Here is a 20,099-nt window from a genome sequence, read left to right as displayed (position 1 = left end):
TGATGTCATGGTGCGACATCAGGTGCTACGGTTGATGTCACACCGCGACATCGAAGTCGGGTGAGATCGACGTCGACAGCGCGAGGGGGAGGCCATGCCCCGCTGGGAACAGGGCAGCGCGGACCGACTCACGAAGGCCGCCCTGGAGCTGTTCGAGGAGCACGGGTTCGAGGACACGAGCGTCGTCGAGATCGCCGACCGCGCGCGTGTCACCACGCGCACGTTCTTCCGGTACTTCCCGGACAAGCGCGAGGTGCTGTTCGCCGAGTCGGATCGCATCCGCACGGCGCTCGTGCAGGCGATCCTCGATGCCCCCGAGGTCACGGAGCCGCTCCGGGTGGTCATCACCGTCCTGACGGAGTTCGACTGGACCGGTCACGACAGGGAGCTCCAGCGCCGGCGTCACGCGGTGATCGCGGCCAACCCGGGACTGCTGGAACGCGAGCTGATCAAGCAGAACGACATCGCGATCGAGGTCATCCACGCCCTGCAACGGCGCGGGGTCGAGGAGGCTGCGGCCCGACTCGCGACGCGCGTCGGAGTGCAGGTGTTCGCCACTGCGTACGCCCGATGGGTCGAGGGGGACGACGGCGCCGACCTGGGGGAACTCACCGACGCCGCGATGGTCCTCCTCAGCACCCTCCTACCGGCCGATCCGTCGGGGCCGTCCCCGGCGGGGCCACGATCACGAGCGAGGTACCTCCCATGAGTGCATCGAAGACCGCATCACGCGCGATGGTCGGCCTGGTGGCAGGGGGGACGGCGGCCGGGGCAGTGGTCGTGGACGCCCTCCTGCCGGAAACGGCCCGACAGCACATGCGCAACCCCCGCTGGCCTGCGCACGCGAAGTTCCACAACGCGCAGTACATCGTCATGAGCGCCCTGCTCGGTGGGCTCGGCCTGCGGTTGCTGAGCTCACCGCACGGCGATCCGGACCACAACCGGGTCCTCGCCACCGCGATCGTGTCCGTACCGCACGTGGGCATGTTCGGCGCCGCGGCCTTCCCGGGCACGGCGCTGAGCGATGAGGAGTTCAGCGACTCGCCGGCGAACACCGTCAAGGGTGTCGAGGTCAACCTCCTCTCGGCCTCGATCTGCCTCGCCGTGCTCGGAGCCTCACTCGCGCTGGGACGTGGTCGGCGTCCCGGACGGCAGCGCTAGACCGCCGGCCGGCGTCCGGCCACGGGGACAACCCTCGCGAGGACGAGGGCTGGCCTGCTGGTGCGGCGACGTCCCCGGGCGCACCGTGCGGTCATGACGACGCCGGCTCCTCTCCCGAGGGGGACGGCTCGGGCCGTCAGCGGACCGGCATGAGGATCCTCCGCCGGTATCCCCTGGTCACCTTCGTCGTCCTCGCCGTGGGCGCGACCTGGGCCGTGTGGATACCCCGGGCGCTCGGTGCCCCGGTGGGGGTCGTCGGGCTGCTCTGGACGTGGACCGTCTCGCTGGTCGCGATCGTCGTGGCCCTGCTGACCGGGGGTCGGGGCGCGCTGCGCGACCTTCTCTCCCGACTGGTGCGGTGGCGCGTCGGCTGGCGCTGGTATGTGGTCGTCCTGCTCGGTCCCGTGCTGTTCGCCGCCCTCGTCGCTGTCCTGGGCACGGTGCTCGGCGCTGCGTGGGACGCGGGCAATCCCCTCGTGTTCACGGCGAGCGACTGGGCGGCGCTGCCGGTCTTCCTCCTCGTCGCGGCCCTCACGGACGGGCTGGGCGAGGAGCTCGGCTGGCGGGGCTTCGCCCTGCCTCGGCTGCTGTCACGCCGGACGCCCCTGGTGGCGAGCCTGGTGCTGGGCGCGATCTGGGCGGCGTGGCACCTGCCGCTCGTGTGGACGCCCGGTGCTGCCCTCCACCAACGCCCCCTCTGGCTGCTCGTCGCGGACCTCATGGCGAAGTCGATGATCTTCACGTGGGTCTTCCTGCACACCCGCGGCAGCGTCCTGATCGCCGTGCTCCTGCACGCGAGCATGAATGTCTTCGCCCTTCCCCTGGCGGCGACGAGTGCCGGTGACGAGGCGCTGCCGCTCCTCGCGGTGGTCCTCGAGTGGCTCGTCGTCGGCGCGGTGGTGCTGTCGGGGCGGCCGAGCTTCGTGCGCCGTGTGCGCGATCCCGAGGTGCTGGTGCCGAGCGCGGCACCGCTCGATCGCGGCCGTTCGGTGGGCAGCTGAGCGGCCGTGGGCGCACGCAAGCGAGAGCCCAGGGCCGCCTCTCGGCCGCCCTGGGCTCCGCGCCGGGTCGTGCGTGTCAGGTGCCGCTGCCCTCCTCGGTGGAGCCGCTGGTCGTGTCGCCGCTGTCGGTGCCGCCGGCCCCGTCGGCGGTCCCGCCGGTGTCCACGTTCGGGCCGACGACGCCGCCGTTCTGCGGATCGCCGGGCTCGACCGGCGCGTCGGTGGCCGGGACGTCGGTGGCCGGGACGTCGGTGGTCGTCGGGAGCGGCCCGACGACCCCGCCGTTCTGCGGCTCGCCCGGGACCCTCGGCTGCCCGCTCGTGCTCGTCGAGGGCGGGGGGACGTTCGTCCCGTCCGGCTCGATCCGGCCGCCGCCGGGGAGGTCGGCACCCTTGCGCTCGGAACCGTCGATGTTGTAGCGGTTGCCCTGGGCGTCCGTGAAGACTCCGCCGTTGAACCCTCGGCCCTCGGTGACCTTCCCGCGCGTGCCGTCCTTGTACGTCGTCTGCAGGGTCACCGTGGTGCTGCTGGTCCGGAAGATGTACGTCACCGAGCCGTCGTAGTTGCGGAGGATCTGGGCCTCGTCGGGCGGCGTCGTCGGACGGTTGTTGCCGTCGATGAACTGCCCTTCGGGCGTCAGGTAGAAGTCCGTGCCGTCGTTCCCGTAGATGTACACCAGGTCCCGACGCGAGCCGTCCCGGTTGTAGACGAGCCCGTACTTGTCCCGCCAGCCGCCGTCGGGCAGGCCGGTGGTGTCGGCGGCGGAGCGCGTCGGCAGGGTGACGATCGACCCGTCGGGCTTCACCAGACGCCCGTCGGAGAGCAGGACCGAACCGTCGTACTCGAAGGTGCCGGTCACCGGCGGGGCGGGGGTGCCGGGGTCGGGCGTACCGGGGTCCGGGTCGGCGGGAGTGTCGCCGATGCCGCCGTCGATGTCGGTCGGGACCGGGCCCGAGCCGGTGGTGTCGGGCTTGCCCGGGCGGCTCACCGGTCCGCCGGTGGCCGGGTGGCGGAAGGTGTGGGTCGCGATCGGTGCAGCGGCCGGCACCACGGTCGTCACGGCCGGGTCGGAGCTCTGCCCGGGAGTGAGCGGGTTGCCGGAGAAGCACTTGACGGTGGGCTGGCCGTAGCTGTTGACGAACACCGCCGTACCCGCTGCCAGCACCGCGGGGGTGGGCGCGAAGGTCCCGTCCCGGTAACCGTGGTCGACCACCGCGGTGGGCGTGCGCAGCACCACCGGCGTCAGGCCCTGGACGTAGGCCGGCAGCTGGTCGGGGGCGATGCGCTGGACCTGCGCCCACGCCGTCCCCCGAGCCGGATCGGTCTGCAGTGCCGAGAGCAGCGCGGTCGCGTCGCAGGCCGGCGCGGCCGGGTCCGCGGCGTACATCTGCGGGGTGTCCGCGGGCCGCTCGCCACCGGCGTCCACCGGCGGCATGCCGGGGACGTCGGTGCCCACCGGCGCGGTGAACGGGTCGGCCCCGGCGTAGGAGACGGTCTGGTACTCGTTGTCCGGGCCGGGGTCCAGGCGCGCGAGCGCGGTCGCGGTGCCGGCCGCGATGGCCAGCGCGACCGCCGCCACGGCGAGCTTCACCCCTCGCGATCGGCCCGGCGGCGCCGCACCCGGCGTCGAGAACGAGCGGGTCGGCGGCGGTCCCGGCTGCGCGTTCGCGCCGTGCGGGGGCACGGGGGTACGGGTCGTGGGCTGGTCGGTGGAGGTCATGCCGAGAACGATGTGGCCCGACCGCCCATCACCTCATCGGTGTCGAGTGCCCACGTTGCGGGAGGCGACTCCCTACACCGCCGGCCGCGGTGGTCCGATCGGGCGTTCCGCGCGCGGAAGTGATCACGTAACGTGATCGTCGTGGCTCTGCTGGAGCGCGACCACCAGCTGCAGTGCCTCCGTCGGGCCTGGGACGACGCGCTCGGCGGGTCGGGGTCGATCGTCCTCCTGGCCGGTGAGTCCGGCATCGGCAAGACCCAGCTGGCCCGGGTGTTCGTCGACGGGCTCGACGACGTCCCGGTCCTGTGGGGCGCCTGCGACCCGCTCGGCGTACCGCGCCCGCTCGGCCCGCTGCACGACGTCGAGGCCGACCTCGGCGACGCCCTCGCCCGGCTGTTGGCCGACGGCGCTCCGCTGCACGCGATCTCCGCCGAGGTCCTGCGCCTCCTGAAGGCCCGGTCGGTGCTGCTGGTCGTCGACGACCTGCAGTGGGCCGACGCGGCGACGGTCGACCTGCTGCGTTTCCTGCTGCGCCGGATCGCCGGGACCCGGTCGCTGGTGCTGGCCACGTACCGCGACGACGACCTGGACCACGAGCACGCGCTGCGGGGGCTGCTCGGTGACGTGGCCCGGGCGCCCGCGGCCACCCGGCTCGACCTCGCGCCGTTGAGCATCGAGGCGGTCACGACCATGGTCGGCGCTCGCGACATCGACCCGGCGCACCTGCACCGGCTCACCCACGGCAACTCCTTCTTCGTCACCGAGATCGTCAGCCAGGACGGGGAGGTCCTGCCCACCACGGTGCGTGACGCCGTCCTCGCGCGAGCCGCCGGGCTCGACGCCGCTGCGCGCGACCTCGCCGAGCTGGTCGCCTGCGCACCCACCGGGATCCCGGACGTCCTGCTGTCCCCGCTCGGGGTCGGGAGCGGAGCCCTGCGCACGCTCGACGCCGCCGGGCTGGTCGCCCGCGAGCGGCGCCGGATCACCTACCGGCACGACATCTGCCGGCTCGCGGTCGCCGACGCGATCCCCCCGGGCGGCGACGTGGCGCTGCACCGGCGGATGCTCGCGGCGTTCGAGACGCAGCCCGACCCGGATCCCGTCGTGCTGGTGCACCACGCGCTCGCCGCCGGCGACGCCGAGCGCGTGTTCTCCTACGCCGAGCGTGCCGGGCGCGCCGCGGCGGGGTCGGGAGCCCACACCGAGGCCGTCCGGTTCTTCCGGACCGCCCTGGACGCGGCCCCGAGCGCCGCCACCGCCGGGCTGGCCGAGCTGCTCGCCGTCGAGCTCTACCTCACCGACCGTCTCGACGAGGCGGTCGCGGTCGGCCGCCGAGCGGTCTCGTGGCGCCACGCGGAGGGCGACGTCTGCGGCGTCAGCGCCGGCCGCCGGCTGCTGGCCGTGCTCGAGTGGTGCCTGGGCAACCGTCGCCGCGCCGAGGAGTACGCGGCTGCCGCCGTCGACGTCCTCGAAGGCCGCCCGGACCCTGCCGCAGCCGAGAACGCGGTGCTCGGGCACGCCTACTCGATCCAGGCGTTCCTGGCTATGCAGATGAGCGACCTGGTGGGCGCCCGGGAGCGATGTGCGCGGGCCCGGGAGGTCGCCGACGGTGCCACGGACCGCGCGTTCGAGATCCGGCTCGGGGTGATCGAGTCGGTGGTCGCCGTGATGTCCGGGGATGAGGGTGGCCGAGACAGGCTCGTCGCCGTCCTCGATCACGCCCGTGAGCGGTTCGACGAGGAGGCCCGCTCCACGGTCGCCGGCAGCCTCGTCGATCTCGACGTCGAGCAGCGTCGGCTCGACGACGCGGAGAAGGTCCTCGACCACAGCCTGCCACTGATCGCGGAGCGCGACGTCCGGATCGCGCACGGCCTGCAGCTCGGCGTCCGGGCGCGGCTGCACCTGCTGCGCGGGGCCTGGGACGAGGCTTGGCACGACGCGTCGACGGTGCTCACGGGTAGTCGCTCGCCGGTGACCCACACCTGGCCGTGCCTGGTCCGCGGGCTGGTGGAGCTGCGCACTGGGCGGGCCGGCGCCGAGGAGCACCTCGCGCGGGGCTGGGAGCTCGCGCAGCGCTTCGGCGAGCCGCTCCGGCTGCTGCCGGCCGCCGCCGCGCTCGCCGAGAGGTGCTGGACGACCGCAGCGGCCGACCCCCGCCTCGACGAGGCGGCGGCTCTGCTCCCGACCGCGTCCCTGCCCGGCACCGAGTGGTCGGCGGGCGACCTCGCGGTGTGGCTCGTGCGCCTCGGCCGGGACGTGGACACCGCGCACCTGCACATCGCCCGGCCGTATCGCCTCCTGCTCGACGGTCGGCCCCTGGCGGCGGCAGAGTGCTGGGAGGCGCTGGGCTGCCCCTACGAGCGGGCGCTCGCGATGGTCGACTCAGGCGAGCTCGCGGAGATGTTCGCGGCCCTGGAGATCCTCGACCGGCTGGGCGCCGACACCGTGGCGGCGACGGTGCGGCGGAGCCTGCGTCGGCGCGGCGTCGCCGGGGTCCCCGCACGGCCCCGGACGAGCACCCGAGCCAACCCGGCGGGCCTGACGTCCCGACAGGTCGACGTGGTGCGCCTGCTCGACGAGGGGCTCACCAACGCGGAGATCGCCGCGCGCCTGGTCATCTCGGAGAAGACCGCCGACCACCACGTCTCGGCGATCCTCACCAAGCTGGACGTCCGCACGCGCCGGGAGGCCGCCGCCGTGGCCCGGACCATGGGCCTCGCCCAGGACCGCCGCCGCGCGCCCCGCGACGAGACCGCGTCGGCTCCGGTCACCCCGCGCCCGTAGCGGGCCGCCCGGTGAGCGCGTCACCGAGGCCCGGGGGCAGAGGCCGGTCGTGCTCCTCCCGGCCCGTACCCATCAGGTGGCGCTGTTCGCGGGCCCCTCGTCGTGCCGGGATTCGGCCGTGTCGAAGTCCGCCCGGATCGCCTCGAGGTCGGCCCTCAGCGCGGACAGCCGAGTCGCGCCGATGAGGCGCTCCACGCGCTCCTCGATCTCCGGTGCGAGCTGTTGGGCCACCTCGACGACGGCGCGGCCGCGCTCGGTCGGCACGACGCGCTTGGCGCGACGGTCGTCGGGGTCGGGCACCCGCACGACGTAGCCGCCGCGCTCGAGATGGCCGACCAGCTCAGCCATGGCCTGCTTGGTCATCTGGGCCCGGGTGGCGAGCGTGCTCACGGTCGTGCCGGTGTCGTCGAGATACTGGAACACCGCCCCGTGCGCAGGTCGGAAGTCGGTGAAGCCGTGCTCGACCAGGTGCGGCACGACGAGGTCGTTGAGCGCGGTGAAGGCCTCCCGTAGCTGCACCACGAGGTTGTGGGGCCGTTCGTGCCCGGCGAGCACGGGGATCCTCGTTGACATCAGACAAGCCGCCTGTCTACCGTCGGATATGGACATGCTACCTGTCGATTCTCCGACCGACATCGAGACCCTCCGCGTGGGGACCGACGAGATCACCGTGCTCGCCGGCGGTGCGGAGACCGGCGGCGATCTGTTCGCCGTCGAGCTCCGGATGCCGCCGGGCGGCGGCCCACCGGTGATGCACCGGCACGCGCCCAGCGAGATCTACCGGGTGCTCTCCGGGGAACTGACCTTCTACATCACGGACACCGACGGGCGGACCAGTCGCCGGGTGGCCGGCGTCGGGCAGACGGTGACGATGGCCGGCGACACCCCGCACACGATCCGCAACGAGTCCGCGCAGGACGCCGTGGCGTTCGGAGTCCACGCACCCGGCGGCGTGATGGAGGGGTTCACGCGGGCGGCGGCGGCACTCGCGGCCGATGGTCCGCCGGCGATGGAGGACGTGCTCGTGCTCGCGGAGCGGCACGGGATCGAGATGCTCGGCCCGGTACCGACGATCGACGCCCGCTGAGTCTCGCGCCGCCGTCCCGCCTCTGCGCTCAGGGCTCGATGTTCTCGAGGTCCTGGAGGAGGCCGGGGTGTGTCGGCTGCCAGCCGAGCGCCTCGTGGGTGTGGGCGCCGGATGCCGGCTGGTCCATGGCGAAGATCGCGCCGAAGGGGCCGAACCGTTCCGCGGGCACCGCCTCGACCGGCAGGCCCAGTCGCCGGCCGACGACCGTCGCGATGTCGCGCACCGCGTCGCCCTCCTCGGCCACGGCGTGCCAGGTCGTCCCGGCCGGTGCCGATTCGAGCGCCAGCCGGAACAGCACCGCGGCGTCGAGCGCGTGCACCGCGGGCCAGCGCTGGGTGCCGTCGCCGGGATAGCCGGCCACTCCGGAGCGGCGCGCCTCGTCGGTCAGGAGGCCGGCGAACCCGCCCCGTCCCTGGTGGTGGCAGGTGCGCGGGATGCGGACGACCGTGCTGCGCACGCCGCGCGTCGCCAGGTCCAGCAGGGCGTTCGCCGCCCGGCCGCGGCCGCCGACCGGCCCGTCGGTGGCCACCGGGTCGGCCTCGGTGGCGGTGCGGCCCGTGACCCACGGCGTGCCCGAGGCCGTCACGATCGACCGGCCGCTCCCGACCAGTTCCTCGCCCAGCGCCGCGAGCGCGGCCGTCTCCTCGGTGACGGCCCGCGCGAGCGCGTCCGCGCTGCCGGAGTGCTCGCGCCCGAACGCCAGCTGGATCACGCCGTCGGACGTCGCCGCACCGGTCCGCAGGACGTCGAGGTCCGCCAGTCCTCCTCGCAGCACCTCGGCGCCGGCGGCCTCGACAGCGCGCGCGGAGTCCTGCGAGCGGGCGAGTGCGAGGACGCTGTGGCCGTTCCCGAGCAGTTCGGCGACGACCGCCGAGCCGATGGTGCCGGTACCGCCGGTGACGAAGACGCGCATCGGGACTCCCCAAGTGATGAGACGTTGTCTCATCAACGTAGCACCGTGACGAGACGCTGTCTCATCACTAGGATCGGGGTGTGGGTCGATGGGAGCCGAACGCGCGGATGCGTCTCGTGCGCGCCGCGATCGACCTGTGCTCCGAGCAGGGCTACGACGTCACGACCGTCGCCCAGATCGCGGAGCGGGCGGGGCTCACGAAGGCCACCTTCTTCCGCCACTTCCCCGACAAGCGCGAGGTCCTCTTTGCCGGGCAGGAGGAGCACAGCGCGCTGCTCGCCGCGGGCATCGGCTCCGCACCCGTCGACGCGTCCCCGCTCGAGGCGGTGGCCACGGGCCTGCACACGCTCACGGCGTCGTTCACGGCGGAGCAGCGCGCGTTCGGGCCCCGCATCGACCGGGCGCTGGCGACCAGCACCGAGCTCCAGGAGCGGGACGCCCTCAAGAGCGTCGGCCTCGCGGCGGCCATGACCGACGCGCTCCTCGCCCGTGGTGTGGCCGAACCGACCGCGCGGCTGGCGGCCGAGCTGGGCGTGCTCGCGGTCAAGCAGGGCTACGCCCGATGGGGCGCCGGCGACCGCGACGACGTCGAGGAGTTCACCCGCCACGCGCTGGCGGCCCTGGACGACCTCCGAGCAGCGGCCGCGTCGCTGAGCTGACGATCGTCCGGTTCAGCGGGACGGTACGGGAAGGCAACCCAGACCGACGTCGGGGGGATGACGAGGTCTGGGCCGCCCCCACTCGGCTCCTGCACCGGCCGGAGCTGGGGGCGACGGTCGGTGCTCTCGACGAGCCAGGCCCCGTGACGGTTCTCCACTAACTGGTCTCGGGTCAAGTTTCGTCCGTGACAGGACTTCAGGATTCGGCCAGGTGCTTCGCGGTTCGTTCGTCCTGTGGCCAGCTCGGACGTTTCTCCCGCGCGATGTTCAGGTACCTGTCGGGTCCACATCCGCGTCACGGTGCCGAGCGGCGCCGGGGGAGGTCCTCGTGTTCCGACCGGAAGCCAGCATGGTGATGCCCTGCGCCTGCGACCAGGTGTGGGCGGTCCTGGCCGACGGCTGGCTCTATCCGCTGTGGGTGGTCGGAGCGACCCACATGCGGGCGGTGGACGAGGGGTGGCCGGGAGTCGGGACGAAGCTGCACCACAGCGCCGGCATCTGGCCCCTGCAGATCAGTGACGACACCGAGGTGCTCGAGGTCGACCCGGGGAGCCGGCTCGTCCTCCAAGCCCGCGCCTTCGTGGCCGGGTCGGCCCGGGTGGAGATCACCCTGGAACCGCTCGGCGACGACCGGTGCGAGGTGACCATGTACGAGTACGCGGACAGCGGCCCCGGATGGTTCGTGCCCACGGCCCTCCAGGCGCCCGCCGTCCACTCGCGCAACACCGAGTGCCTGAGCCGCCTCCGCGACCTCGCGGTGAACCGGCACCACGCGTGAGGGTGGAGTCGCCCCTTCGTGGCAGGGCAGGCCTCCCCGAGCGGTGGTAGACCCGGGTGGTGCCCCGTCCCCGCGCCACCGGCCCCCCGGCCGGGCCGGGGCTCGCGCGCGTGACGCCGATGCTCGCGACCGCGGGCCCCGTGCCGACCGGTCCCGAGTGGGCGCTCGAGCTCAAGTGGGACGGGATGCGCGCCCTGGTCTACGTCGAGGGCCCTGAACCCGAGCGCGTGACGGTGGTGAGCCGGAACCAACGGCAGGTCACCGGGTCGTTCCCGGAGATCGCGCGGGCGCTGGCCGAGACCGTCGGTACCCGGCAGGTCGTCCTCGACGGCGAGGTCGTGGCCCTGTCGGTGGCCTCGCCCGGCGCGCCGGCGCGGCCGAGCTTCGACCGGCTGCAGCGGCGGATGGGCGTGGCGGGACCGTCGGCGGCGCTGCGGGCGGAGGTGCCGGTGACGTTCGTGGCCTTCGACCTGCTCGCGCTCGACGACCGATCGGTGACCGACCTGCCCTGGCAGGAGCGTCGGCGCCTGCTCGAGGGGCTCGGGCTCGACGGACATCCACGCCTGACGACCTCGCCCTGTCTCCACGGCGTCGAGCCGGACGACGCCCTCGCCCTGGCCGAGGCCCACGGCATGGAAGGTGTGGTGGCCAAGCGCCGCGACGCGCCCTACCGCCCGGGTCGCTCCCACCTGTGGGTCAAGACGCCGCTCTGGCGCACGGTCGAGGCCGTCATCGGCGGCTGGGCCCAGGGCCGCGGCCGGTACGAGGACAGCCTCGGCGCGGTGCTGCTCGGGCGTCCCGAGCCGGGCGGGCGCCTGCGCTACATCGGCCACGTCGGCACCGGCTTCACCGACGCGGCCCGCGACCGCCTCCGCGACCTGCTCGCCGCTGACGCCGTCGCCGACAGCCCGTTCACCGGCGTCGTCCCCGAGGAGCGCGCCGCGCGGTGGTGCGTGCCTCAGCACGTCGGCGAGGCCCGCTTCCGCAGCTGGACCGACGACGGGCACCTGCGGCATCCGAGCTGGCGAGGTCTGCGGCCCGACCGGGACCCCACCGAACTCGGCGCGCCGGACGCCGGAGGCTGACGCGCTCCGCCGGGCCAGGAGATCAGGCCGACGAGGGGGACGCGATGTCGCCGAGGTGGGTGGCCACGCGATCGACCAGGGCGCGCTGGTGGGGCTCGAGGTCGTGGCCGCCCATGCCGCCGACGACGGGCAGGATGGCGTCGTCGAGGACGTGGACCCCGGCGAGTGTCTCGATGGTCGCCAGACCGCAGAAGGGCACGTAGACCGGGCTGTAGCCACCCTCCTGGACGAGGACCAGGCGCCCCTGGGAGTGCCGCTCGGCGGCGTCCATGACCGTGCGGGTCAGGGTGGTGAAGCCGCGGGTGGTCACGAGCTGGCGGGCCAGCGGATCCATGGCGTTGGGGTCGAAGCCGGACGCGACGAGGACCAGCTCGGGGCGGAACGCATCGAGTGCCGGACCGATGACGGTCTCGGCGGCGTACTGGTAGGCGCCGTCGCCGCAGCCGACGGGCATCGGGATGTTGACGTTGTAGCCCTCGCCGGCGCCGGTGCCGCGCTCCTCGACGAGCCCGGAGTTCGGCGGGAAGCAGCGGTCCTGGTGCAGTGAGACGGTCAGGACCGACGGGTCGTCGGCGAAGATCGCTTGCGCGCCGTTGCCGTGGTGGACGTCCCAGTCGACGATCGCGAGCCGCTCGATCCCGAGCACCGCCTGCGCGTGCTTCGCGGCGATGGCGACGTTGTTGAAGATGCAGAACCCGAGACCGGTCTCGGGCAGGGCGTGGTGGCCCGCGGGGTTGACCAGGGCGTAGCCGTTGTCGACCTCACCGCGCACGACGGCCTCGGTCATGGCGATGGCGCTGCCGGCGCCGAGGGCGGCGATGCGGTACGCACCCTTGCCGAAGGGGGAGATGCCGTCGCCGGCGTCCCCGCCCTTGGGCTGCTCGCTCTCGGCCGCGATCCGGTCGACGTGGGCGGGGGTGTGGACGCGGGTGATCTCCTCGCGCGTCGCCTCCCGACCGGTGATGCGGGTCAGGTGGTCGATGAGACCCGAGACGCAGATCAGCTCGTGCATCCGTCGCTTGGTGTCGGGGTGGGCGACGTGGTGGCTGATCGGCTGGTGGCCGGCGGCCGGGTCGGCGGGGAACAGCGTTCCCGTCCCCGTGTCGTGCCAGCCGAAGACCTCGTGCCAGAGATATCCGGTGCTCATCAGGGCTGCTCCTCGGTGACGTGAGGGGTGGTGTGCGGGACGTGGTGCGAGGTCTGCCGGTTGCCGGGGCGGCGTCGCGACGAGATCCTGCCCTCGACGTCGAGAGAGGGGATGGCCCATGGCCACGCCGACCCGCGAGGACAAGTTCAGCTTCGGCCTGTGGACGGTGGGCTGGCAGGCTCGCGACCTGTTCGGTGAGGCCACCCGTCCGGTGCTCGCCGCCGTGGAGGCGGTGCACCGCCTCAGCGAGCTCGGCGCCTACGGCATCACCTTCCACGACGACGACCTGATCCCGCCGGGCAGCAGCCCCGACGAGCGCGCGAAGGTCGTCCGGGAGTTCCGGGGCGCGCTCGACGAGACCGGGCTCGTGGTGCCGATGGCCACCACGAACCTGTTCGGCGACCCGGTGTTCAAGGACGGCGGGTTCACCAGCAACGACCGCAGCGTGCGCCGGTACGCGATCCGCAAGGTCATGCGCAATCTCGACCTGGCCGCCGAGTTCGGGGCCCACACCTACGTGTTCTGGGGTGGGCGCGAGGGCTCGGAGGTCGACTTCGGCAAGGACGTCCGCGCCGCACTGGACCGCTACCGCGAGGCGATCGACACCCTCGCGCAGTACGTGATCGACAACGACTACGGGATGCGGTTCGCGCTCGAGCCCAAGCCCAACGAGCCGCGCGGCGACATCCTGCTCCCCACGATCGGCCATGCGCTGGCTTTCATCCACGAGCTCGAGCACGCCGACATGGTCGGGATCAATCCCGAGACCGGGCACGAGCAGATGGCGACCCTCAACTACACGCACGGCATCGCGCAGGCGCTGTGGGCCGGCAAGCTGTTCCACATCGACCTGAACGGGCAGAAGGGTCCGCGCTACGACCAGGACCTCGTCTTCGGCTACGGCGACCTGCTGCAGGCGTTCTCCACCGTCGACCTGCTCGACCACGGCTCCCCGGGCGGCGGGCCGGGATACGACGGCCCCCGACACTTCGACTACAAGCCGCTGCGCACCGAGAGCATGGAGGGTGTCTGGGAGTCGGCGCTGGCGAACATGGAGACCTACCTCGCCCTGCGGGCGAAGGCGCGGGCGTTCCGCGCGGACCCGGAGGTGCAGGAGGCACTCGCGGCCGCGGGGGTTCCCGAGCTCGCCCGGCCCACCCTCGGCGAGGGGGAGAGCTACGCCGACCTGCTGGCGGATCGGAGCGCGTACGAGGACTTCGACATCGACCGGGCCCGCACCCAGGGCTACGGCTTCGCCCGCGTGCAACGGCTCGCCGTCGAGCACCTGCTCGGAGTGCGCTGACGGGCGCACCGCAGCGGACGGCCCCGCTCGGGAAGAGCCACCTGCCGTCGCGGGGCCGTCGTGCTGCGGCTGCTTGAGTCAACCGATCGGCATGCTGCCCCACCGACCTCCGTGCGTCATGCCGGGGTCAGCGGGCGAGGTGCGGTGCTTCGCCTCACGGGTCTCCGCCGAGGGCCTCGTCGAGCCGGTTCCCGGTGCCTCCGGACACGCCGGGTCGGCGCTCAGTCGGTTCGCGGTGGGTCCGTCCTCTGGGCGGGGATGTGGTCGCGCGAGGCCGGCGGACCGGGGCTTCCCCGACCCGTCGCGGCCCACAGCTCGAGGTCGGTCACGCGGGTCAGGACTCGGTCACGGATGACGGGACGGTGGGCGAGCACCTCGCGGGCCACCTCGAGCGCCGTGGTGCCCACGAGGACGGCGTGGTCCTCCAGGGCCTTCGCCGCGTCCTCGGGGCTCAGGCCGCGCAGGTGGGCCAGGACCCTCGTGGCCTCCCGCAGCTCACGCTCGTCGCGGAGCCGTTCCCGGTCTCGTCTGGTGCGCGCCACGGTCCCCCCGGCAGCTCGTCCCCCCGCGGAGCGCGGAGGATTCGGTCGGCGGGGACCGGGCCGGCATCGCCCAGGTTGCCGCCACGGGCGACCTGTGTCGACCACCTCCGGCGGTCAGGACACCGTCGGGCGAGGCAGGCTCGTCGTGTCCCGGTCGTCGGTCCGCGGCGGGCGACGCAGATCGGCCCACGGGCCCCGCGAGACGAGCACGGCGACGACGACGAGAACGGCCGCGGTGACGATGCCGGCCTCGCCGACCCACAGCGTCGCTCCCGGGCCGGACGCCGCGTGGTCGAACGGATTCTGGATGATCATGTTCCAGGCGCTGTGGGCGAGGACGACGGGCCAGACGCTGCCGGTCTCGAGTCGCATACGGGCATAGACGACGCTGGTCGCTGTGATCGACACGAGAAGCAGGGCCGCGGACAGCAGCAGCGACTCACCGCCGGCGTAGAAGCCGGCGAACACCATCGGAAGGTGCCACACCCCCCAGATGAGGCCGCTCGCGAGCACCGGGCGGGGCACTCCGCTGTCGATCAGCCGCGTGAGCATGTACCCGCGCCAGCCGATCTCCTCCCCGGCTGTCGTGATGCACGTGAGCGGAACGGCCGTGACCAGGATCAGGCCGATGCCCGCGGTCAGGCTCCCGACGGTGCCCACGAAGCCGACCAGGCCGGTGGCCCACCCGATCCCGTAGGCGACCGCGCCGACGACGATCGGCAGGACGAGCGCGAGGCCGTACCACGGCAGGCTGCGGCGACCACCGAGCCGGAAGGAGACGTCGCCGAAGCCCTCCCGCCGGATGAGCCGGGTGGCGATCGACGACACCGCCGGGGTGAACATCAGCACCGCGATCGCCAGTTGGGAGCTCTGAGGTCGTGCGATCGCCCAGGTGCAGACCACGATCTCGAAGGCGACGATGAAGGAGAAGTACATCGCCAGCCCACGTCGGGCTTCGCTGCGGACATCGGAGTCGACGGTCGGATCGCGCCGGGTGCTGCCCATGCGGTCCTCCTCGCAAGGGGACAACGAACCGTGCGAGAGCCACTCCGGAATCCACGGCTGAACTGTGAAGCTACCTCTCGGCAATGCGCACAGTAAGGAGAACGGTGGGAGAAGGCCGCGCTGTTCGAGTGACTACGCAGGAGTAGACCTTCTCCTGGCTGCGCACGGCTCACCGGTGATGAACGGTGCGCGACGGGGAGGCCCGCTTGCTGGATGTCGTGGTGCGCCACCTCGATGACCGGAGCTCGAGGGCACGCCCGTCCGGACCGATCTCGCCCGGACCCACCTGCTCTACGGGAGTGGCTGCGGCGGCGGAGCCGGCCTCACCCCGCTCGCAGAGCGCCCGACCGCGAGACCTCGAGACCGCGGTCGTCGGGCGCTTCGGCGACCGCGGAGCGGATGAGGGTCAGGATCGCGTCGCGCATGCGCTCCGAGATCCGGTCGGTGTGCACGGGCAGCAGATGTGCCAGCTGCGCCCTTCGACGCCCGACGTCGAGACCGAGGGATCGGGCGGCGGCGAGCACGACGGTCGTCGTGTCGACCTCCAGGACCCGGGCGATGACCGTGAGCGACGCGGGGTCCGGGAACTTGCGCTGCGGGACGCCGGAGCCCAACTGCTGCCAGCGTCCGCGGGTCAGGGCGCGGTCGGAGGCCCGCTCCAGGTCGCTGTAGGACCATCCGCGCTCGTGCATGCCGGCTCGGATGAGGTCGTCCAGGCCGGGCGCGGGGCTGTCGTCCCCGTCGGGGCCGGAGACCCGGCTCGAGGCGGCCCGTGACGTCCTCCTGCTCCGTCGATCGGTCCCCGTCACGGAGCGACCTGGTGGTGCAGGCGGGCGATGGTGACCTCGATGTCGTCGAGCTCGTCGAGGTCGAAGCGGAGTCGTGTCCGGTCCGCCGCGCACAGGGCGTCCAGCCCGTCGAACGGGCCGTGGGCGTCGGTCTCGCCGGTCTGCGCGTCGCGGACCAGGACGACGTAGCCGTCACAGGCGTCGAGCTCGGCGAGCCGCTCGATCAGCCGGCTCGCGAGGTGCTCGGGATGGTCGTGCATGACATGACTCCCGTCATCGGGGTCGCGTGGTGCCGCGGGGCCGCGCTGCGCGAGGTGGTCCTGTCGATCGACGCTCCGCGAGCCGGCCGGTGATGCCGGCACGTCGGGACTCCTCGGGCAGCAGAGCAACCGATGGCTGCGCGCTCCGGTCTGTCGTCGACCGAACGCGGAGCAGGAGTCCTCGGGGGCGGCAGAGGCCCCGGTGTGCCGGCTCCGGGACCATGATGTGGTCCCTGGCAGCTGGTGATGTCCTCGACGAGGACTGTGTGCAGATAGTAACCACACTTGCCGGTAGCCCCGGGCCGAAGTCGGATCTGTCACCCGTTCGGCGCAATATTGCGGAGAATGTGACTACTGTGCGTGCCAGCGCGGCGCACGAGCAGTGCCTCGACAGCCGCCAGGACCGGCGGCAGGCGACCTACCTGAGGGGCTGCGCGGGGAGGGGCTTGTGCTCGCCGCGCAGCACGCGGCGCCGCGCCGTCAGATCGTCGAACTCCATGTAGACGTTCTGGAGATGACGGTCGCCGCTGGCGGGGTCGTAGGCCAGCCGGCCGTGCAGCACGCGGTGGGCGTGCACGGTGAGGAGGTCACCGTCAGCGGACTTGAAGGTGGCGCGGTAGCGGCCGGAGTCGATGATGCGGCCGAGGGTCCGATAGGCGGCGTAGAAGGCCTCGACCTGGTCGAACGGGGCGCGGAGCGGTTGGGCGAGCTGGTTGGAGAATCGGCACAGTCGCACGTCACCGGACGTGTCGAGCTCGATCATCGGGGCCTCGGCGGCCGTGTCCTCGTGCTCGCTGAACAGCTGATAGGGCACCGGGACACGGGTCAGGACGGTGAAGTGCTCGGGGTGGGCGCGGCGCAGTTCGGCGATCGCGGCCCACCCGTCGACGAGGGTCGACTCCCCGCCGGTGGTCCGGTTGGCCCGGAAGTGCAGCAGCTGGACCGACGGCGGCCACGCGTAGCTGGGGAAGTCGGTGTGGGGCTTCAGCTCGCCCGAGGTGTGCGCGACGTTGTAACCGGCAGGATCGAGTCGCACGTTGTGCACCCGCTCGAACGCGAGCTCGCGGACAGGTCCGAAGATCTCCGCGAACCGCTCGACCTCGCGGTCGAGGGACGGGACCCCGGTGACGATCACGGCGCCGAACTCGCGGAGGGCGTCGAGGTAGGCCAGTTGCCCGGTCGTCGTGCCGACCACGTCGGTGTGGGCGACGCGCGGTGGTCCCGAGGCCTTCTCGTCCCACGGCGTCGGCGTGAACCGGCGGTCCTGTCGGGTGGGCTCGTCGGAGTAGTCGTGACGGCGCAACCAGGCCGGTGCGTAGGTGCACGCACGCCCGTCGTTCCAGAGGACGTCCAGCCCCAGCTCCGGGTCGTAGCCGGCCGAGACCGGTGCGACGGCCTCGGGGATGTCGGCGGTGAACAGCTTGCGCTCGCTGCTCTGGGCCACCCTGTCCTCGGAGGCCCAGCTGTTGTCGCGCAGCCACACGTAGTGGAAGCGGCGCACCACGCCGTCGAGCACCACCGTCAGGTGGGACGGGAGGAGCCGGACATCGCCCTCGACGAGCGACGGGTCCGCGGGTCGGTTCGGGGCCTGGGTCACGAGGGGTCCTCTCCAGGGGATTCGAGGTCCCACCCGTATGACGGTGACACCAGGAGCGCAATACCGCATTATTATCATGCGCTCCGGGTCACCCCTTGTCTCCCAGGACGGGCGCTTCGGAGGGGTTGATGAGCGCGACGTCGAAGGAGAACGGGATCCCCCTCCAGCCCGGGCCCACCGGGCCCACCGGGGCCACCGGGGCCACCGGGGTCACGGTGGCCATGAGGGCGGGCCGGCGGCACGCCTTCGGCGCCGCCGTCGTCGTCGCGCTCGTCCTGTTCGCGACCGGGGCGATCCTGCTCACGGTGAGCTGGACCGGCCTCCGGGAGAAGTTGCTGGTCAGCAACTGGTTGTTCCTGGTGAGCGGGTCGGCCGCGGCCTTGTGCTGCCTGTACACCGCGTGGAGGACCACGGGAGCCCTGCGGCGGGCGTGGGCGCTCTTCGCCGCCATGGGTGCGGCGTGGACGATCGGCAACGTCGTCTGGTTCGTCCAGAGCCTCCAGCCCGTGAAACCGTTCCCGACCGTCAGCGACCTGTTCTTCGTGGCCGCGCTCGTCCTGGCGGCTGCGGGCCTGCTGCGGTTCCCGGCGGGGAGACGGGTCAAGAACGACCGCGTGCGGCTGCTCCTGGACGGCGTCCTGATCGGGTGCTCGATGCTGTTCCTGAGCAGTGTCCTGGTCCTCGAGGAGATGTTCGCCCGCCTGGGTCCGGGGCTCGGCGCCCTCGTGCTCGCCGTCTACCCCCTGGGCGACGTCCTGCTGGCCAGCCTTGCCCTCCTGCTCCTGACCCGGACCCCCGGTGGCCGGCGGGCGGACCTGGTGCTCCTGGCGTGCGGGCTCCTGGTCTACGCGGTCGAGGACACGGCCTACGCCCTGCTGCAGGCCCGCGGCGAGTTCCACACGGGGACACCGTTCGACCTGGGGTGGATCGGGGGCTACCTCCTGATCGCGCTCGCCGCCCTCACGTTCTCGGCCCGGGCGCCGGGTACCGGCGCCCTGCGCCCGGCCGCCGACAGCCGTCTCGGCGACGTGCTGGTCAACCTCGTCGTGGGCCTGGCGGTGGTCACCGGCGTCTGGATGGGGATCCAGCACTGGCTCGACATCGTGCTCGGTGTGGCCCTGCTGGCGATCTTCGGCGTGCGCCAGGGCGTGCTCTCGGGGGACAACCTCGCGCTGCGGCGGGATCTCGCGCACCTCGCCGAGACCGATCCCCTGACGGGCCTGCCGAATCGCCGGCGTCTGGCCCGGGATCTCGACCGCCTGCAGCTGCTCGCGGTGCGCCACCGCCTGACGCTGTCGCTCTCGGTGGTGGATCTCGACCACTTCAAGCGGATCAACGATCGCCACGGCCACGGGGTCGGCGACGAGGTCCTCCGCCGGGTGGCCGCCCACCTCCAGGAGGCCTTCCGTGGCGAAGACGTGGTCGCGCGGATCGGCGGTGAGGAGTTCGTGGTGTCGATGCTGGGCACCGGCCGGGAGGACGCGGTCGCACGCCTGTCGGGTGTGCTCCGGGCCTTCGCCGACACACCGCAGGAGGTGGACGGGAAACGCCTGAGCGTGGGCGCCAGCGCCGGCGTGGCCGAGCAGGGCCCCGACGGCACGACCTTCGAGGAGCTCTACCGCGCCGCCGACGACGCCCTCCGGGTCGCGAAGGTCAGCGGCCGTGGGCGCGTCGTCGCGGCCGGTGCCGCGCCGCCGGTGGGCCTCGGTCCGGACCTCGCCCACGCCGCTGCCGACGACGCTCGCGGTGAGCCCGCCCCGACGTGACCGTTGCGGGGCTGACCCCTCGAGCGGCCGGATCCGTGACCGGCCACGGCAGAGGTGACCAGGGAGCCGACCCCGTGCCAGGGTGGACCCGTGCTCGACGCAGAGCAGGTCGCGCAGGCCTACGCCGGGTGGATCGCGCACGGCGCGCCCGAGTTCCAGGCGATGATGCGGCGCGATCTGCACGACCACGTCAGCGGGCGCCGCGGGCCGGAGACCTGGGACATGGTCTGGGGCTGGATCGAAGCCAGCTTCGAGGAGCGCAGTGCCGAGCTGCACGGCTGGGGCAGGCTCGACGACGGGCGGATCGCGGTGTGGGTGACCCTGCACGGTCGGCATGTCGGCCGCGGGATGCCCTGGCTGGGGGACCGGGCGCCGAGCGGCGCGCGGGTCGCCTGGAAGCAGCTCCACGTCTTCGCCACCGACGGCGAGCACCTCACCGAGCACTGGGCGGTCCGCGACGACCTCGGCGTGATCGAGGCCGTTGACGCCGCGAACGGTTGACG

Annotated in this window: 20 protein-coding genes; 11 read left to right on the top strand and 9 right to left on the bottom strand. The window is 72.9% G+C overall.

Going from position 1 to position 20,099, the window contains the following annotated elements; translation table 11 throughout:
• Positions 1 to 94: 94 nt before the first annotated feature.
• The 3 genes from ACQPYN_RS23860 to ACQPYN_RS23850 all read left to right on the top strand — a co-directional run bounded on the left by ACQPYN_RS23860 (position 95) and on the right by ACQPYN_RS23850 (position 2,162).
• Positions 95 to 709 carry a TetR family transcriptional regulator gene (locus ACQPYN_RS23860; RefSeq protein WP_433028545.1) on the top strand — a complete coding sequence of 205 codons (615 nt, stop codon included), beginning with the start codon at positions 95 to 97 and terminating at the stop codon, positions 707 to 709.
• A complete protein-coding gene (locus tag ACQPYN_RS23855; RefSeq protein WP_433028543.1) occupies positions 706 to 1,161 on the top strand; it encodes a DUF6640 family protein in 456 nt (151 codons plus the stop codon). The genes ACQPYN_RS23860 and ACQPYN_RS23855 overlap by 4 nt, the downstream gene beginning before the upstream one ends.
• 149 nt (positions 1,162 to 1,310) lie before the next feature.
• The gene (locus tag ACQPYN_RS23850) at positions 1,311 to 2,162 is read left to right on the top strand and encodes a CPBP family intramembrane glutamic endopeptidase (RefSeq protein ID WP_433028541.1); all 852 of its coding nucleotides are present in this window, start codon (positions 1,311 to 1,313) and stop codon (positions 2,160 to 2,162) included.
• Positions 2,163 to 2,238: 76 nt separating this feature from the next.
• Here the strand turns inward: ACQPYN_RS23850 and ACQPYN_RS23845 are convergent, their stop codons facing one another.
• A complete protein-coding gene (locus tag ACQPYN_RS23845; protein WP_433028539.1) occupies positions 2,239 to 3,882 on the bottom strand; it encodes a DUF6777 domain-containing protein in 1,644 nt (547 codons plus the stop codon).
• A gap of 141 nt (positions 3,883 to 4,023) precedes the next feature.
• Between ACQPYN_RS23845 and ACQPYN_RS23840 the strand changes: the two genes are divergently transcribed.
• The gene (locus ACQPYN_RS23840) at positions 4,024 to 6,666 is read left to right on the top strand and encodes an ATP-binding protein (RefSeq protein WP_433028537.1); all 2,643 of its coding nucleotides are present in this window, start codon (positions 4,024 to 4,026) and stop codon (positions 6,664 to 6,666) included.
• 72 nt (positions 6,667 to 6,738) lie between these two features.
• Here ACQPYN_RS23840 and ACQPYN_RS23835 read toward each other — a convergent pair whose 3' ends face one another.
• Positions 6,739 to 7,221 (bottom strand): MarR family winged helix-turn-helix transcriptional regulator, encoded by a 483-nt coding sequence (locus ACQPYN_RS23835; RefSeq protein ID WP_433028535.1) that lies wholly within the window; start codon positions 7,219 to 7,221, stop codon positions 6,739 to 6,741.
• Positions 7,222 to 7,315: 94 nt separating this feature from the next.
• Between ACQPYN_RS23835 and ACQPYN_RS23830 the strand changes: the two genes are divergently transcribed.
• Positions 7,316 to 7,753 carry a cupin domain-containing protein gene (locus ACQPYN_RS23830; protein WP_433028533.1) on the top strand — a complete coding sequence of 146 codons (438 nt, stop codon included), beginning with the start codon at positions 7,316 to 7,318 and terminating at the stop codon, positions 7,751 to 7,753.
• Positions 7,754 to 7,781: 28 nt separating this feature from the next.
• Here the strand turns inward: ACQPYN_RS23830 and ACQPYN_RS23825 are convergent, their stop codons facing one another.
• Complete coding sequence (locus tag ACQPYN_RS23825) at positions 7,782 to 8,666, bottom strand: SDR family oxidoreductase (RefSeq protein WP_433028531.1); 885 nt, start codon at positions 8,664 to 8,666, stop codon at positions 7,782 to 7,784.
• Positions 8,667 to 8,746: 80 nt separating this feature from the next.
• On the opposite strand from ACQPYN_RS23825, the gene ACQPYN_RS23820 reads away from it, so the two are divergent.
• The 3 genes from ACQPYN_RS23820 to ligD all read left to right on the top strand — a co-directional run bounded on the left by ACQPYN_RS23820 (position 8,747) and on the right by ligD (position 11,188).
• Positions 8,747 to 9,325 (top strand): TetR/AcrR family transcriptional regulator, encoded by a 579-nt coding sequence (locus ACQPYN_RS23820; RefSeq protein WP_433028529.1) that lies wholly within the window; start codon positions 8,747 to 8,749, stop codon positions 9,323 to 9,325.
• 328 nt (positions 9,326 to 9,653) lie between these two features.
• Entirely contained in the window at positions 9,654 to 10,103 is a 450-nt protein-coding gene (locus ACQPYN_RS23815) for an SRPBCC family protein (protein WP_433028527.1), read from the top strand.
• A 59-nt stretch (positions 10,104 to 10,162) separates the two neighbouring features.
• The gene (gene ligD / locus ACQPYN_RS23810) at positions 10,163 to 11,188 is read left to right on the top strand and encodes a non-homologous end-joining DNA ligase (protein ID WP_433028525.1); all 1,026 of its coding nucleotides are present in this window, start codon (positions 10,163 to 10,165) and stop codon (positions 11,186 to 11,188) included.
• A 22-nt stretch (positions 11,189 to 11,210) separates the two neighbouring features.
• Here ligD and ACQPYN_RS23805 read toward each other — a convergent pair whose 3' ends face one another.
• Complete coding sequence (locus ACQPYN_RS23805; protein WP_433028523.1) at positions 11,211 to 12,335, bottom strand: class II histone deacetylase; 1,125 nt, start codon at positions 12,333 to 12,335, stop codon at positions 11,211 to 11,213.
• A 118-nt stretch (positions 12,336 to 12,453) separates the two neighbouring features.
• On the opposite strand from ACQPYN_RS23805, the gene xylA reads away from it, so the two are divergent.
• The gene (gene xylA, locus ACQPYN_RS23800) at positions 12,454 to 13,638 is read left to right on the top strand and encodes a xylose isomerase (RefSeq protein ID WP_433028521.1); all 1,185 of its coding nucleotides are present in this window, start codon (positions 12,454 to 12,456) and stop codon (positions 13,636 to 13,638) included.
• 221 nt (positions 13,639 to 13,859) lie between these two features.
• Here the strand turns inward: xylA and ACQPYN_RS23795 are convergent, their stop codons facing one another.
• The 5 genes from ACQPYN_RS23795 to ACQPYN_RS23775 all read right to left on the bottom strand — a co-directional run bounded on the left by ACQPYN_RS23795 (position 13,860) and on the right by ACQPYN_RS23775 (position 17,830).
• Positions 13,860 to 14,180, bottom strand: coding sequence for a hypothetical protein (locus ACQPYN_RS23795; protein WP_433028519.1), 321 nt, complete (start codon positions 14,178 to 14,180; stop codon positions 13,860 to 13,862).
• Between the two features lie 114 nt (positions 14,181 to 14,294).
• A complete protein-coding gene (locus ACQPYN_RS23790; protein ID WP_433028517.1) occupies positions 14,295 to 15,185 on the bottom strand; it encodes a CPBP family glutamic-type intramembrane protease in 891 nt (296 codons plus the stop codon).
• A 323-nt stretch (positions 15,186 to 15,508) separates the two neighbouring features.
• Positions 15,509 to 15,994 (bottom strand): hypothetical protein, encoded by a 486-nt coding sequence (locus ACQPYN_RS23785; protein WP_433028515.1) that lies wholly within the window; start codon positions 15,992 to 15,994, stop codon positions 15,509 to 15,511.
• The gene (locus tag ACQPYN_RS23780; RefSeq protein ID WP_433028513.1) at positions 15,991 to 16,233 is read right to left on the bottom strand and encodes a hypothetical protein; all 243 of its coding nucleotides are present in this window, start codon (positions 16,231 to 16,233) and stop codon (positions 15,991 to 15,993) included. The genes ACQPYN_RS23785 and ACQPYN_RS23780 overlap by 4 nt, the downstream gene beginning before the upstream one ends.
• A 418-nt stretch (positions 16,234 to 16,651) precedes the next feature.
• The gene (locus ACQPYN_RS23775) at positions 16,652 to 17,830 is read right to left on the bottom strand and encodes a TauD/TfdA family dioxygenase (protein ID WP_433028511.1); all 1,179 of its coding nucleotides are present in this window, start codon (positions 17,828 to 17,830) and stop codon (positions 16,652 to 16,654) included.
• Between the two features lie 128 nt (positions 17,831 to 17,958).
• On the opposite strand from ACQPYN_RS23775, the gene ACQPYN_RS23770 reads away from it, so the two are divergent.
• Positions 17,959 to 19,596, top strand: a complete 1,638-nt coding sequence (locus tag ACQPYN_RS23770; RefSeq protein WP_433028509.1) for a GGDEF domain-containing protein — start codon at positions 17,959 to 17,961, stop codon at positions 19,594 to 19,596.
• A 90-nt stretch (positions 19,597 to 19,686) separates the two neighbouring features.
• Positions 19,687 to 20,097 carry a hypothetical protein gene (locus ACQPYN_RS23765; protein ID WP_433028507.1) on the top strand — a complete coding sequence of 137 codons (411 nt, stop codon included), beginning with the start codon at positions 19,687 to 19,689 and terminating at the stop codon, positions 20,095 to 20,097.
• Positions 20,098 to 20,099: the final 2 nt, after the last annotated feature.

Source organism: Actinomycetospora sp. CA-053990 (assembly GCF_050948445.1).
Taxonomy (GTDB): Bacteria; Actinomycetota; Actinomycetes; order Mycobacteriales; family Pseudonocardiaceae; genus Actinomycetospora; species Actinomycetospora callitridis.
This window is presented reverse-complemented; position numbering and strand designations above follow the sequence as displayed.

Excerpts from the sequence above, each read along its gene's own strand:
- ACQPYN_RS23860 (WP_433028545.1), top strand. The coding sequence starts at position 95 with ATGCCCCGCTGGGAACAGGGCAGCGCGGACCGACTCACGAAGGCCGCC.
- ACQPYN_RS23855 (WP_433028543.1), top strand. The coding sequence starts at position 706 with ATGAGTGCATCGAAGACCGCATCACGCGCGATGGTCGGCCTGGTGGCA.
- ACQPYN_RS23850 (WP_433028541.1), top strand. The coding sequence starts at position 1,311 with ATGAGGATCCTCCGCCGGTATCCCCTGGTCACCTTCGTCGTCCTCGCC.
- ACQPYN_RS23845 (WP_433028539.1), bottom strand. The coding sequence starts at position 3,882 with ATGACCTCCACCGACCAGCCCACGACCCGTACCCCCGTGCCCCCGCAC.
- ACQPYN_RS23825 (WP_433028531.1), bottom strand. The coding sequence starts at position 8,666 with ATGCGCGTCTTCGTCACCGGCGGTACCGGCACCATCGGCTCGGCGGTC.
- ACQPYN_RS23805 (WP_433028523.1), bottom strand. The coding sequence starts at position 12,335 with ATGAGCACCGGATATCTCTGGCACGAGGTCTTCGGCTGGCACGACACG.
- xylA (WP_433028521.1), top strand. The coding sequence starts at position 12,454 with ATGGCCACGCCGACCCGCGAGGACAAGTTCAGCTTCGGCCTGTGGACG.
- ACQPYN_RS23790 (WP_433028517.1), bottom strand. The coding sequence starts at position 15,185 with ATGGGCAGCACCCGGCGCGATCCGACCGTCGACTCCGATGTCCGCAGC.
- ACQPYN_RS23780 (WP_433028513.1), bottom strand. The coding sequence starts at position 16,233 with ATGCACGACCATCCCGAGCACCTCGCGAGCCGGCTGATCGAGCGGCTC.
- ACQPYN_RS23770 (WP_433028509.1), top strand. The coding sequence starts at position 17,959 with ATGAGCGCGACGTCGAAGGAGAACGGGATCCCCCTCCAGCCCGGGCCC.